Here is a 13,582-nt window from a genome sequence, read left to right on the forward strand (position 1 = left end):
TCCGTTCCTCGTTCGCGGAGATCATTCGTCCCCGACCGCCAGATCTTATTTCAGTACATATTTATCAAGAATATTGATGGTGTCATCCGTGTGAAAAAGATATAAGCGAGCGGATGGAGGACGGGAAACGTAGCTCGAATTACCGTTCGAGGGGAGTATGAGTGACACACGATCAACCGATTCAGCGGGTGGTATCGAGCACAAAACGGCCTTTCCGCGAGCGGTCGTCCACAAGCGGATCCTATCCGTCGCGGAAGCGCGACCGGACGCGTCGATGGAAGCTATCGCCGACGACGTCACCGGTGCGACCACGTCGCTCGTCGAGCAGGTACTCGAGGAGTACGGCGACCCGGGACACGTCGCGGCCGACGAACCCGTGTCGGAACTGGACGACGACGACCGAAGCGGTGAGGCGGATCCGAGCGGGGATGTCGATTCAAGCGAGGATGCCGACCCGAACGGGGACCGCGGTCCGAGCAGCGACGATGATCGGGAATCGGTCGGGGCGGACGATGATTCGACGACCGGGGGGGAACAGCGTTCGACAGCGGACGACGACCGCGATTCCGGAGTGACCCATTCAGCTATGAGCACCCACGACAGTCCCGACGAGAGTCGACCCCTCGAGACGGCCGATATCACCGAGAAACAACTGGAGACGCTGCGCGAGATCGAGAACCGTCCGAACGCGACGCAGGCGGAGCTCGCGGAGCGACTCGGCGTGACCAGCGCGACCATCAGTCAGCGGGTCAACGGGATCGACGGCTTCGACTGGTCCGAGCGCCAGACGTTCGTCGCGCGACTGTTCGACCGGTCGGACCCCTCCTTCGAGACGGACGACGCGAACGCCGACGGGGAAGCCGGGATCGACGCGGCGACGAACGAAACCGCGAGTGCCGCTGACGATCTCGACCAAGAGTCGGCCGAGAGCGCGTATACTGACGGGACGGGACCCGATGATACGGAACCCGCAGTCCGTGCGGGTGGGCCCGACGAGGACACCGCGGTCAGTGCGAGTGGATCAGACACGGATCGTTCAGGTACGGCGCGCGGAACCGAGGAGTCCGACTCACCGGGGGCAGACTCCCTCGAGGGCGACTCACCCGAAGCCGACGCGCTCGAGGCCGGCGAGTCCGCGGATCGCGAGGGTCGCGCGTCCGACTCAGTGGCCACGACGCACGCGACGGGTCCCGGCGCTCGAGACGGTCGTCCCTCGACCGGAAGTCCCCTCGCGGACGAGCGTGCGAGCGCGGGGACGGCGACGAACGAGGACGACGAAATCGATGAACTCGCCGCACGGGTCGAAGCGCTCGAACGCCAACTCGCGAGCGACCAGTCGGTCTTCGGAGATCCCGAACTCGTGCACAAGGTCGCACACGCCTGTCTCGACTCCGAACAGATCTCGGACGCCGAGGAATTGCGGATTCTGAAGCAGTTACTCACGACCCGCTAGCGGTCGTCCTCTAATAGTCGATCAGAAACGACGCATCGAGGACCTTCACGCGCTGTTCTCGGCCCGTTGGCGCATTCGCTCCTTGCGCTTTTCCCTGGCTTTCCGGCGACCCTCACGGACGCTCTGTGCTTCCTCACCGGACCAGCGACCAAACCCATCGGAGAAGTCGCCCGCGGTCTTCTCGCCAAGTACACGCTCGAGGACATCGTTGTAACTCTCGCCTTCGCGCTTCCGTTTCTCCAGTTCGCGTCTCACCGTGTTGCTCACTCGGATCTGCTCATCGACCGTGCCCATCTTACGTCGACAATCGTGTTGACGCTACTTGGTCTTTGGTCGGGCTCGTCGAGAAGTGGGGATATCTCGGCGGGTTTTCCAGAGAGGGAATCAACTGAACATTCGATCTTACCCCCGTGGCAGTTCATCGATTCGTTTTTACCTCCGTTGGCAGTACTAGCGATCGAATGGTCGCGTTCCGGTCGTTGTGGCTCCTGCTGCCACGGCCACTCAGACAGTTACCGGCCGATCTCGCCGCGGTGGTCGTGCTCGTCGTCGCGACGAACGTCGCCGCACTGGCACCCGTGATTCGGGAGACGCCTCTCCGGGTCCCGCTCGGCCTCGCGTTCGTGTTGTTCGTGCCCGGCTACGCGTTCATCGCGGCGCTGTTTCCCGAGGCCGGCGAGTCGCCGGACCGCTCCGACGAGCCGGACACACCGACTGAGAGCGAGACGGCCGAGGGTGCCGATTCGGACGGCTGGTACGACGCCGTCTCCTCGCGGTCCGGGATCGACGGCCTCGAGCGCGTCGCGCTCTCCTTCGGACTCAGCATCGCCATCGTCCCGCTCATTGGGCTCGTATTGAACTTCACGCCCTGGGGCATTCGACTCGTCCCGATCGCGGTTTCCGTCAGCGGGTTCACCCTCGTGTCGGCCGCCGTTGCGGCCGAACGTCGGCGGGACCTCCCGGTCGAGGAGCGGTTTCAGGTCCCCTATCGGGCGTGGTACGCCGCCGGCCGGACGGAGTTGCTCGAGCCGGATACGCGCGCGGACGCCGCGCTGAACGTATTGTTAGTCGTGTCGGTCATCCTCGCGGTCGGGAGCGTCGGCTACGCGGTGATGGTCCCGCCCGACGGCGAGCAGTTCTCGGCGATCTATCTGTTGACCGAGGACGACGAGGGCGAGTTGATCGCCGACGACTATCCGACCGAACTCGTTCAGGGCGAGAGCCAGGAGCTGGTCGTCGGGATCGACAATCACGAAGGGGAGCGGACGGAGTACACGGTGGTGGTCCTCGAGCAGGACGTCGAGGTGGTCGAGAACGAGACGGCCCCCGAGTCCGGCGACCCGAACGCGACGGTCAACGAAACGGTCGTCCAGGAGCAACGCGAACTCGACCGGTTCGAGACCACGGTCGCGAACAACGAGAGCTGGCACCAGACGTACGACCTCGAGCCGACGATGACCGGCGAGAATCAGCGCATCGTCTGGCTCCTCTTCCCCGGCGGCGACGTGCCGGCCGAGCCCTCGATGGCGGACACGGAATACTCCGTCCACCTCTGGGTAGACGTCTCCGAGTCGAACGACTGAGGTACGTTTTTGGTCCGTTCGAGAACAATATAGTTTCTTATATTATATTGTTTCGGATAGATTAGCGTTTTCGGCCACAAGGTTTGAATACTAGAAGAGATCGCCCCATCTCCACTAGTAAAAGGTGTTATACTATCCTAAGACCGAACGTTTATGGAACGGTTTGCAGTAGGTGTGATCAGTCAATACTGAGTAATCCCGATACAGCTATCGGGCAACTGATATAGGCGATCACGGACCGGACCGATCGGGCCGTACTGAACCCGGTGACCCGGGACTTGGACAAACCGACCACTATGAGCACGTCAGACGGGGGAGACCGAGGCCAGCCGAAGCCAGCCGAATCGACACCACGACCGCGAGCGGACGAACTCGACCAGCGGGAGGGGGAGGACGAACCGGCCGTCCGCGACCTGGAGGGCGACGAGTTGCTCCTGGGTCGGGACAGCGAGCAGCAGCCGACGATCAGCGTCGTCATGCCGACGCTCAACGAGGAGGACGGCGTCGCCGAATGCATCCGGCGGGCGAAGACGGCGATCACCACGCTCGGGTTGCCCGCCGAAATCATCCTGAGCGATAGCTCGACCGACCGGACGCCCGAAATCGGTCGGGAGATGGGTGCGATCATCTACGAACCCGATCAGCCAGGGTACGGCTACGCCTATCGGTACGCGTTCGACCGCGCCCGCGGCGACTACATCGTCATGGGCGACGCCGATACGACCTACGACTTCGAACAGATCCCGCGCCTGCTCGCCCACCTCCGCGACGAGGACGCCGATATGGTGATGGGAAGCCGCCTCGAGGGAGAGATCAAACCCGGGGCGATGCCGTCTCTGCATCAACACGTCGGCAATCCGCTCCTGACGAAGTTCCTGAACGCCTTCTACGGGGCCGGGGTGAGCGACGCCCACAGCGGCTTTCGGATCTTCACGAAGGAAGCCTACGAGACGATGGAACTCGAGACGACCGGGATGGAGTTCGCCAGCGAGATGATCATGGAGGCCGGCGCGAAGGACCTCCACATCGTCGAAACCCCGATCGTCTACCACGAGCGGGAGGGCGAGGAGACCCTCGAGAGCTTCAGAGACGGGTGGCGACACGTCCGGTTCATGCTCGTGAACGCGCCGGGCTACCTGTTCTCGGCCCCGGGGCTCCTGTTGGGTGTCGTCGGCCTGGTCGTCATGGGGGCCACGTTCAGCGGTGTTTCCGTGGGCGGCGTGAACTTCGGGATCCACTCGATGATCGCCGGGAGCCTGTTGACGATCGTCGGCTATCAGATCGGCACGCTCGGCGTGTTCGCCTCGGTGGCAAGCGACCCCATCCGGAAACCCGAGGATCCGATCACCGAGCGCCTAACGGAGTCGCTGTCGCTCGAGCACGGCGCGACGGTCGGACTGGCGGTGTTCGGCGTCGGCAGCGCGTACGCGCTGTCGTTACTCTATCAGTGGATGAACAACGGGTTCGCCACGCTCGAGTTCACGATGGGATCGCTCATCGCGTTCACGGCGATCGTCATCGGCCTCCAGACGGTGTTCTCGTCGTTCTTCCTGAGCGCCGTGAACCGGTAACTGCGGGTCGGTCGGGGCTTTTTCGGGTCGTTTTCGCGGTGTCGAACCAGACGGTCAGTCTTGCAATTGATTAATTGCCGAGAATGCGAGCCGACTGGGATCGTCACCCGGTGTGGGTAGCTGTCGTCGGAACGGTGACTGCGAACGGAGCAGTGGATTCCGATGGGCTCGAGCGAGGCGAAGCGTCCTGCTATCGTGGCAACAGGGAATCGCCACGCGCCCTCCCCAGCCGATTCGCTCGCACCTTACGGCGCTCATTCACCCTTGCGGAGTATCGCCAGCCGCCCTCACTGTGCTCACGGTTCCCTGCGGTCACCGCTCGCTTTCCGAGACGCTCGGTCGGCCGCCAGCGCGCGCCACCGCACTTCGGTGGGTCAGGCCGGATGATACATGTGTCCTCTACACTTGCCGCCCCAACGTTTGACAAGTCATTCTATTTAGCATCGACGTTAGTCTCAAACGAGGAGACAACTGTAGTCGAGACAGGCTAGTTATCCACATCCGCACTAATAACGGACGATGCACTTGTTGGCCCCCTATTTCTGCCAGAACAATGGTACCTGTCCCACGCAAGGATGGGTGTTCGGGCCAATAGAACTGGAAGCATTCTTTGACGTTTCCTTTTGGATTTGTGGCGGGTCCTCTGGCGTGCCTTTGGCTACTTGTTTCATTCTTGTCCGGTCGAGATACAACCATAGGTGAAGCCTATCGAGTCGCTATACGTCTGCCTACTGATTCTTCGTATGTCGCTCCAGTACTACCATCCTCTGTAATAGTTCTCTCACAAATGTACAAATTAAAGATACTCTAATGGATATAGGTTAAGTATTCACAATCTGGAGGGGAATCGACACAAATCATAGAATTTTCCGACGGAATGGCATTTCTGTGTCATACTTATGGGTTCCTATCAGATTTCACGGGTTGTTATGTGGCGGTCCAGTAACTACTCATCAGGACTAAGTGATAAGGCTCATTTTTAACCTGGCTTCCGATATTGATTAGATATTTGTATTTTGGAAACCCGTGTTTGATTATGTCTGCACCAACTTTCGCTGGGCGTATTCTGCAGTATATTCCAGAAGGCCCTCGACGGAAGTTCGTAGGCGCTTTGAACCGATTCCACCCCCTCAATTTAGTACTCTTGTACTCGCAAAGCATTCTGACAAAGTATGGGTGGTTTAAATCCCGTGCAAGGGGAGCTCCAGTAAATAAGAACGGTGAAGAGATCCCCTGGATGACTTATAGCTCAATTAATTTCCTTGACGAACGGTTAGCCGGCACTCGTCTCTTCGAATATGGAGGCGGAAATTCGACGGTCTGGTACGCAGACCGAGCATCCAAAGTCGTCTCAGTTGAGGATGATGAGAAGTGGTATCGTAAAATAAAGCCACTAATGCCGGAGAATGCATCACTTCACCACATCTCTGCAGAAACCTATGCTAATTCGATTCAATCCCGAGGCCCCTTCGATGTGATAATCATTGATGGTCTTGACCGTAATCAGTGTATTGAGGCCGCTGTCCCTGAACTATCCGATTCGGGTATTATTATCTTAGACGATGCCCAACGTCAGAAATACAAAACGGGTAAACAGAAGCTTCGCGACGAGGGTTTCAGCCATATTGAATTCGAGGGGCTCAAGCCAATAAACCGGATGCCAGCAAAGACGTCAGTGTATTATAGGGAAAACAATTGCTTGGGTCTCTGAGGAAACCGTCCTCATTCATCTTTCTCCAATTCCTGCGTGGGGTGTGTCGAATCATCTTGTTTCTCAAGCGCCGTAGTGATCAACTTGCCTCAGCAGTGAACGGTCGAGTTCACGACCTCGTACTTCGTCCGACTCTCCGTATCAATTGCTGCCGCGGTAACTCCTTCTCGCTCAAACGCACGTAGTATCGCGTTCATCTGCGAGTATTCCAGACCGCGGATAGTCTCCTTCTCTTCGTAGCCGTCGTAGACTTTGATGTCGTATGTCATTGTGTTCTTGTTCTCATTACCTATCTATCCGGTTGACAGTCGGGTAAGTGAACTCTGGGTTATCCATGTTCACATCAATCGATGAGCTGTCAGAATGACCAGCCTCGAATTTTATTGCCCGTCCGGCGTTGAGGTCTTGCGTATCTTGGATCGTGATCGTCTCGTTGACCGACCCGCCGGCCTCATACTCATTTATGACCCGTTGGACTCCTGTTGTATCCGCTATTTGTAACTACAGCCGAGTTCCTGCTGGCGGACTGATCCACTGAACCTGGGCCTTGATTTCATACCGTCCCTTTACCGGAGTTTCATACTGGAAACTCCCGGGCTGTGCGCCGCCTCCATAGTCGTAATCCACTGTGTCAAATTCAAGCACCTCAGCATTGTTGCCCAATGTGTTCGTGCTGATGGTTTGGTCGGACGTGGATCCGTTAAACCGTGCCCCAGAGGGCCGTGGGTAAATTCGGTTTTCTTTTTGGTAGACTGACAACCCCAGAACATGATTGAATAAGCCTTTACCTGCACTAACGTTGGTGTCCTCGATCACCGCAAAACTCCCGTCATCGGTCCAGATCAGATAGTCGTTGACGGTGCCGGTAGTCAGATCGCCAAATGTGTCAATAGAGACCATCGAGTTGTGCTTTGTCTCGATGCCGAGGGTGAGGTCACTGGATCCGAAGTCGCACCCGTCGCGAATGGTGGCGGTAGAGGAATAGATCAAGAACCCGCGATCAGCAGCACACCCCTCGAAACTCACCTGCCGAAACGAGACGTTTTGACAGCCATACACCGGCACAGACACTGGCTCATCGCTTCCCGGGGCCTCCCCGAGGAAATTCACGCCCTCTATGACAGGGGCGATCGCGCCCTGCGACCCGACCAATGTGGCAGAGTTGAACTTTACGTTTGTCGGAGTTGTGGGGTTCCCACGAATCCAAGGGACGAGTGCTGCGCCCTCCTCAATACTGCTGTTACCGGCGTCATCATGGCCAACAATGTCGGCAGTCTTGAATGGGGGGATGAAGATATTCACATTAGAATAATTCCCGTCTGGGATATTGATCACAAATTCGTGTGCGATTACCTCAGGGATGTCGGGGATCCAAAATTCATGATCCGTCCCGCCAACGCTAACAGTGACGGAGTCTCCGCTAGGGTCCGCAGTCCGGTCGACCGGTCCAGTTGTGATCTTATCGCGGCCCGAAGGATAAACATACTGTCCGGATTGGTTGATTGATAGACGATCTACACTTGCCTGCCCGATACTTGTCTGATCGAATTCAATTGGGACCTCGTCTCCCGTCTCCGGGTCAACCCCAACGATCGTTCTGTCCTTGTTAACGAGTTTGATGTCTGCCATGGTTCAGGTGCTAATTTCTTCGAGTTCAAGTTCTGCGTCGGTTTCTAAGGCGAGACTGCCGGTCTGTTCCCAGCGAACAGCGTCGTACGATTCTTCATCTGCAACTGTGTACTGCTTGCCCGACTTGATCACCAACTCATCGATTGGTTCTGGCGACTTATGGTCAGTCGTAGCGGCCTCTTCCGTTTCTGGTTCTTCAGGGCCGGTATCAGAATTAGTACTACAACCCGCGATTGTCGCTATAGAGCCTACCCCAACGAGACCGAGAACATCCCGCCGGGTGGTTCCGAGATCCATCTACGAGGGGGGTTATAACTAATCATTGATAAACCATCTGTAGATCAATTCACTGTAGATGTATCTTCGAGTACAATCTCGTCGACCGTAGCTTCCGAGAACTGTGCTGAGGGTGCCCGGTTCAGCTCGTCGGCCGTCTCCGCAGCCGTGTCTACGATCCCGATCTTCAGCGACGGCTCCGACGGCGCACTGCCAGTCGTGTTGGTGACGATCTCGAGCGCTTCGTCGTCCCATACCCCCCGTCCGAAGACAGAGCGTTCCGAACAGGTCGACGGCAGGGTCGCTATGCGTCTGTGGCTCGATGCGGACGGCCGTGAGCGGGTTCGGCGACGGCTACCAGAACTGGGCGGCCGGCGTGTCGCAATCGCCGCAGACGACGGCGTCATTCCCCTTGTAGCGCTCGCGCGTCAGTGCGTCTCCCCCACAGTACGAACACGTCCCCTGCTGGATCGAGGCCAGCGCGGTCTCCCGGTCCCCTTCGTGCGTCGTTTCGAGTGCCATCTGTCTGGTATGACATCTGAGGGTCACATATACCTTCTGGCAAGGATAGCACGACCGATCCCGTCGCCTCGAGCGCAGTCGCATCGATCGTAGTCAGCAGTGTTGATTCCCGGACCGAACTCTTCGTGGACGCTGACTGCGTTACTTCGTTTTCACGTCTGCGGGACGGATAACCGCTGCGGGACGGAGTGGCCGTCGTCCCGACTTACCCGCTCTCGAGGACTGCACTCTGCATGTCACCCAACCGAACCGGGGAGCGTACCCGCATGCTTTCACTCTCTCACACTCGTACTAGTCTCGTTCTCGTCCGTTTTCGACCGGAAAACCCATATGACGGAGTCGACCAAGTAGACGCTATGAAAGCCGTCGTACTCGCTGCGGGAGAAGGAACGCGGCTCCGACCGCTCACCGAGGACAAGCCGAAAGGGATGGTCGAGATCGACGGTGATCCGATTCTCACGCACTGTTTCGACCGGCTGGCATCGCTCGGTGCCGACGAGCTGATCGTCGTCGTCGGCTATCTCAAAGAGCGGATTATCGATCACTACGGCGACGAGTACCGAGGCATTCCGATCACGTACTGCCACCAGCGCGAGCAGCAGGGACTCGCCCACGCGTTGCTGTCCGTCGAGGAGCACATCGACGACGACTTCATGCTGATGCTCGGAGACAACGTCTTCGAGGCGAACCTCGAGGACGTCGTCCGTCGACAACGAGAGGATCGGGCGGACGCGGCGTTCCTCGTCGAGGAGGTGCCGTGGGACGAAGCGGATCGCTACGGCGTCTGCGATACAAACAAGTTCGGGGAGATCACCGACGTCGTCGAGAAGCCCGACGATCCGCCGTCGAATCTGGTGATGACCGGGTTCTACACATTCACGCCGGCGATCTTCCATGCCTGTCACCTCGTGCAGCCGTCGAATCGCGGCGAGTACGAGATTAGTGAGGCGATCGACCTGCTGATTCAGAGTGGCCGGACGATCGACGCGATCGGACTCGAGGGCTGGCGGATCGACGTCGGCTATCCGGAAGATCGAGACGAGGCCGAGGAACGGTTGGAGACACGTTCTCAATCCGAGACAGAGTCCGTCTCCGACTGAAGGGTACTCAGCTACGAGTCCGATCACCGTCTCCTCGAACTACCGCTGATCGGGACGTTCGCTACGATGGCTCTATCCATGTCCGCCGGCACCCAGCGGTCATCTTCTGACAGTGGTACTGTTTCGACCTATGAGAGATAATATTCGACGGTTTGTTCGAGTCCCTCTTCGAACGACCAGGACGGTTCCCAGCCGAGACGTTCGATCTTGTCCGTTTCGAGGGCATAACGCTGATCGTGACCAGCACGGTCCTCTACGAACGAAATCTGTTCTTTTGACCCGCCGACGGAATCAAGAATCGCTTCGGTCACCTCGAGATTCGTTCGCTCCTCGCTGGATCCGATATTGTACACCTCGCCGATCTCTCCGTCGCGGAGCACTCGATCCAGTGCTCGGCAGTTGTCCTCGACGTAAATCCACTCGCGAACGTTCGAACCGTCGCCGTAGACTGGTAGCTCATCGCCCGCAGCAGCATTCCGAATGAACTTCGGGATCAGTTTCTCCGCGTGCTGTCGCGGGCCGAAGTTGTTGCATGTACGGGTGATGAGAACGGGGAGGTCGTGGGTCGTTTCGTAACTCTTGGCGAGCAAGTCGGCACTAGCTTTCGTCGCAGCGTACGGATTCCGTGGATTCAGTTCATCGTCTTCGCTGAATGTGCCGTCTAGAATCTGTCCGTACACCTCGTCGGTCGAAATCTGGAGGAACCGATCGATATCCGTCTTGACCGCGGCGTCGAGGAGCGTTTGTGTTCCCTCAACGTTTGTCGTGACGAACGAGCCTGCGCCCTCGATAGAGCGATCGACGTGCGACTCAGCTGCGAAGTTAACGACCGCATCCGCGTCCGAAACGAGATCAGTGACGAGTTCTCGGTCACAGATACTCCCTTCGACAAATTCGTGTTGCGGATGATCGAGAACCCCGTCGAGATTGTCCAGTGAGCCGGCGTACGTCAGTGCGTCCAGCGTAATGACATCGTCGTCGCGGTTCTCGAGCAAATAGTGGACGTAGTTAGATCCGATGAAGCCCGCGCCCCCAGTAACGAGTATTCGCATAGGAGCATGTGCATCCCAGCACATATTTACACTTTCGGGAACGCATATCGATCATGACGGTGCTCGTCCTCGGTGCAGGCGGGCTACTCGGAAGTGCGCTCGTGAACCGAGGTCTCGACCGATCGGTCGACGTGGTCGGGACGTATCATTCGGAGGCCCCGTCGTTCGATATCCCGCTCGAGCAACACGATATCCGTCATACGGAAGAATTCCAACCGTTACTGGACAGGTATCAGCCCGATGCCGTAGTGAATTGTGCTGCACTGACGGACGTCGATGGCTGCGAGTCTAATCGAGAAGCTGCGTTCGCAATCAATGGAACTGCACCCGGCGAACTCGCGACCAGCTGTGCGACGCACGATATTCCGTTCGTTCATGTCTCGACGGACTACGTCTTCGACGGCAACGGGAGGGAGCTGTATGATGAATCAGCGTCGACGGCCCCAATTCAGGTGTATGGCGAATCGAAACTCGCAGGCGAGGAAGCCGTTCGAAACGTCGACGGGAAAACGCTAGTGACGCGACTCTCGTTCGTGTATGGCGTTCGCGGCGATACGGACGAACTAATCGGATTTCCGTCCTGGGTTCGCGATACGCTCCGAGCGGGCGACGAGGTACCGCTGTTCGTCGATCAACACCTCACACCGACTCGAGCCGGTCAGGCATCTGAGGCGATACTCGGCCTTCTCAAGAGCGGAACGGAAGGCGTGTACCATATTGCGAGCCGATCGTGTGTAACGCCGTACGAATTCGGGAGCGAAATAGCCCGTCTACAGGACGCCGACGACGCACTGATCACGGAGAGCGAGCAGTCTGATGTATCGCGAGCAGCGGACCGACCGGCGTACACGTGTCTCGACGTTACTGCAGTCGAGGAGGAACTCGGGCGTTCACAGCCGACACTCGAAGAGGATCTCCGTGCGATCGAAGGTCAGTTCGATGTCTAGAGTTCGTACTGCTCGGTGTGCTCAAGAAAGAACTGGCGTTCCTCCGACGGGAGGTCTGCGAACCGGAGCACGTTCTCGCACTCGAGTCCCGGACACTTCATGACGCGGTTCGACTCGAGTTCGTTCGCCGAGACGACGGTCCCGCATTCTGTACAGATGTGCGTGATGATGCGCATGGTTAGAGTTTGAGTTGTGAGTTCTCACCGACGACGAGTCGGCGACCCTCCGGAAGTTCGTCCTCCGCCCGGCCGATATTTGCGCCGCGACCGAGAAGACTGTCCATGATCTTGCCGCTCGTCTCGATCGTGGACTCTCCGATGACGACGCTGTTCTCGATGTGAACGCCCTCGAGCGTCGAGTCCGGTCCGATGGACGTATACGGACCAACATACGTGCCGGACTTGATCGCTGTGTTCTCGGCAATGGAAACCGGGCCGCGGACGACCGCGCCGTCTTCGATCGTCGCCGTTTCGTGGAGATTGACCCGACCCTCGACAGTAGCGTTGGGTTCGACACGGCCGTTTCGCTCTAGGTGGTCGTCCTCTAGTACTAGGCGATTGGCCTCGAGGATATCCTCGGGTTTACCCGTGTCCTTCCACCAACCTTGAACAACGTGGGAGTCGATCGCGTGGCCGTCCTCGAGCAGCGTCTGGATCGCGTCCGTGATCTCGAGTTCGCCCCGCCAGGAGGGCTCGAGGCGCTCGATCACGTCGAAGACCGCGTTCGAGAAGACGTAGATCCCGATGAGCGCGAGGTTCGTCGGCGGGTCGTCGGGCTTTTCGATGAGCTGCGTGACGCTGCCATCGTCGTCGATGTCGGCAATCCCGAACTGCTGGGGGGTGTCGACCTCCTGTAGCGCGATCCCCGCCCCGTAGTTGCCGCGCTCGAAGCTTTCGACGAGCTCTTCGATTCCCTGCTTGAGGATGTTGTCCCCGAGGTACATCACGAAGTCGTCGTCACCGACGAAGTCTCGGGCGCAGCCGGCTGCGTGGGCCAGTCCGAGCGGGTTCCCCTGGACGATGTACGTAATCCCGACGCCGTAGTCGCTGCCGTCACCGAGCAGTTCCTGTATCTCCTCACGGCCCTTGTGGCCGAGGACGACGCCGATTTCCGTAACGCCCGCTTCCTTCAGGTCCTCGATCGCGTACTCGAGGACCGGTTTGTTCGCGACCGGGACGAGCTGCTTCGGACCGGTGTGGGTGATCGGTCGGAGTCTCGATCCCGTCCCGCCTAATAGAAGAACACCTTTCATTGGTTATCCGCTCGGTTCTTCGTCCCAGTCTAAAGGTATTTTGTCCGTGTCGTAGGGGATTCGTTCCTCGTCGGGATCCTCGTAGTCGTAGAGCTTCGACGGGAAGTTGAGCAGGAACGCCGGCTCGTCGCTGATGGCCTTGAAGCCGTGCCAGCAGTCCCCCGGAATGCGGATCGCCTTCTGGTTATGTTCTCCGATGATGAAGGTGTTTAGTTCTCCTTCCGTGGGGGAGTCCTCGCGATCGTCGTAGATGCCGACCTTGATACGCCCTTTCGGGCAGATGAAATGGTCGATCTGGCCCTCGAGGTGGCGATGCCAGGCTCTGGTGATGCCGGGGTAGGTCATCGAATAGTAGGACATCTCAGGATCCGGGTCGTAGAGTTCCCAGTCCTCGCGGAAGACTTCCACGAGATGACCGCGTTCGTCGGCGTTTATTTGGAGGTCTTTGACCTCCACACCATGGATCATATTCGTGGTATCTACTGT

General features: G+C 58.4%; 15 protein-coding genes. 6 read left to right on the forward strand and 9 right to left on the reverse strand.

Annotation, left to right across the window (positions count from 1 at the left end; translation table 11 throughout):
• Nucleotides 1-157: 157 nt before the first annotated feature.
• On the forward strand, nt 158-1,453 hold the full coding sequence (locus CP556_RS14085; protein WP_098726202.1) for a winged helix-turn-helix transcriptional regulator: 1,296 nt from the start codon (nt 158-160) through the stop codon (nt 1,451-1,453).
• A 45-nt stretch (nt 1,454-1,498) separates the two neighbouring features.
• Here the strand turns inward: CP556_RS14085 and CP556_RS14090 are convergent, their stop codons facing one another.
• Complete coding sequence (locus tag CP556_RS14090; RefSeq protein WP_098726203.1) at nt 1,499-1,747, reverse strand: antitoxin VapB family protein; 249 nt, start codon at nt 1,745-1,747, stop codon at nt 1,499-1,501.
• 167 nt (nt 1,748-1,914) lie between these two features.
• On the opposite strand from CP556_RS14090, the gene CP556_RS14095 reads away from it, so the two are divergent.
• The 3 genes from CP556_RS14095 to CP556_RS25340 all read left to right on the forward strand — a co-directional run bounded on the left by CP556_RS14095 (nt 1,915) and on the right by CP556_RS25340 (nt 6,318).
• On the forward strand, nt 1,915-3,036 hold the full coding sequence (locus CP556_RS14095) for a DUF1616 domain-containing protein (RefSeq protein ID WP_098726204.1): 1,122 nt from the start codon (nt 1,915-1,917) through the stop codon (nt 3,034-3,036).
• A gap of 476 nt (nt 3,037-3,512) precedes the next feature.
• Nucleotides 3,513-4,607, forward strand: coding sequence for a glycosyltransferase family 2 protein (locus tag CP556_RS14100; protein WP_394340743.1), 1,095 nt, complete (start codon nt 3,513-3,515; stop codon nt 4,605-4,607).
• Between the two features lie 1,036 nt (nt 4,608-5,643).
• The gene (locus CP556_RS25340; protein ID WP_141551676.1) at nt 5,644-6,318 is read left to right on the forward strand and encodes a class I SAM-dependent methyltransferase; all 675 of its coding nucleotides are present in this window, start codon (nt 5,644-5,646) and stop codon (nt 6,316-6,318) included.
• Between the two features lie 89 nt (nt 6,319-6,407).
• On the opposite strand, the gene CP556_RS14110 is transcribed toward CP556_RS25340, so the two are convergent.
• The 4 genes from CP556_RS14110 to CP556_RS26010 form a co-directional block, all read right to left on the reverse strand.
• Entirely contained in the window at nt 6,408-6,587 is a 180-nt protein-coding gene (locus CP556_RS14110) for a hypothetical protein (RefSeq protein WP_098726207.1), read from the reverse strand.
• Nucleotides 6,588-6,819: 232 nt separating this feature from the next.
• Nucleotides 6,820-7,947, reverse strand: coding sequence for a hypothetical protein (locus tag CP556_RS14115; RefSeq protein ID WP_098726208.1), 1,128 nt, complete (start codon nt 7,945-7,947; stop codon nt 6,820-6,822).
• Nucleotides 7,948-7,950: 3 nt separating this feature from the next.
• A complete protein-coding gene (locus CP556_RS14120) occupies nt 7,951-8,244 on the reverse strand; it encodes a hypothetical protein (RefSeq protein ID WP_098726209.1) in 294 nt (97 codons plus the stop codon).
• Nucleotides 8,245-8,577: 333 nt separating this feature from the next.
• Nucleotides 8,578-8,745, reverse strand: coding sequence for a hypothetical protein (locus tag CP556_RS26010; RefSeq protein ID WP_176548070.1), 168 nt, complete (start codon nt 8,743-8,745; stop codon nt 8,578-8,580).
• A 356-nt stretch (nt 8,746-9,101) separates the two neighbouring features.
• Here CP556_RS26010 and aglF point away from each other — a divergent pair, with 356 nt between their 5' ends.
• Nucleotides 9,102-9,845, forward strand: a complete 744-nt coding sequence (gene aglF, locus CP556_RS14125; RefSeq protein WP_098726210.1) for a UTP--glucose-1-phosphate uridylyltransferase AglF — start codon at nt 9,102-9,104, stop codon at nt 9,843-9,845.
• 128 nt (nt 9,846-9,973) lie between these two features.
• Here aglF and rfbB read toward each other — a convergent pair whose 3' ends face one another.
• Complete coding sequence (rfbB, locus tag CP556_RS14130; RefSeq protein ID WP_098726211.1) at nt 9,974-10,897, reverse strand: dTDP-glucose 4,6-dehydratase; 924 nt, start codon at nt 10,895-10,897, stop codon at nt 9,974-9,976.
• Between the two features lie 53 nt (nt 10,898-10,950).
• Here rfbB and rfbD point away from each other — a divergent pair, with 53 nt between their 5' ends.
• Entirely contained in the window at nt 10,951-11,844 is an 894-nt protein-coding gene (rfbD, locus tag CP556_RS14135; protein ID WP_098726212.1) for a dTDP-4-dehydrorhamnose reductase, read from the forward strand.
• Here rfbD and CP556_RS14140 read toward each other — a convergent pair.
• The 3 genes from CP556_RS14140 to CP556_RS14150 are packed head-to-tail and all read right to left on the reverse strand — an operon-like array spanning nt 11,841 to nt 13,564.
• Nucleotides 11,841-12,020, reverse strand: a complete 180-nt coding sequence (locus tag CP556_RS14140) for a hypothetical protein (RefSeq protein ID WP_098726213.1) — start codon at nt 12,018-12,020, stop codon at nt 11,841-11,843. The genes rfbD and CP556_RS14140 overlap by 4 nt on opposite strands.
• A gap of 2 nt (nt 12,021-12,022) precedes the next feature.
• Nucleotides 12,023-13,096, reverse strand: a complete 1,074-nt coding sequence (locus CP556_RS14145) for a glucose-1-phosphate thymidylyltransferase (protein WP_098726214.1) — start codon at nt 13,094-13,096, stop codon at nt 12,023-12,025.
• Between the two features lie 3 nt (nt 13,097-13,099).
• Complete coding sequence (locus CP556_RS14150; protein WP_098726215.1) at nt 13,100-13,564, reverse strand: dTDP-4-dehydrorhamnose 3,5-epimerase family protein; 465 nt, start codon at nt 13,562-13,564, stop codon at nt 13,100-13,102.
• Nucleotides 13,565-13,582 lie beyond the last annotated feature (18 nt).

This window comes from Natrinema sp. CBA1119 (assembly GCF_002572525.1).
In the GTDB taxonomy this organism is placed as follows: Archaea; Halobacteriota; Halobacteria; order Halobacteriales; family Natrialbaceae; genus Natrinema.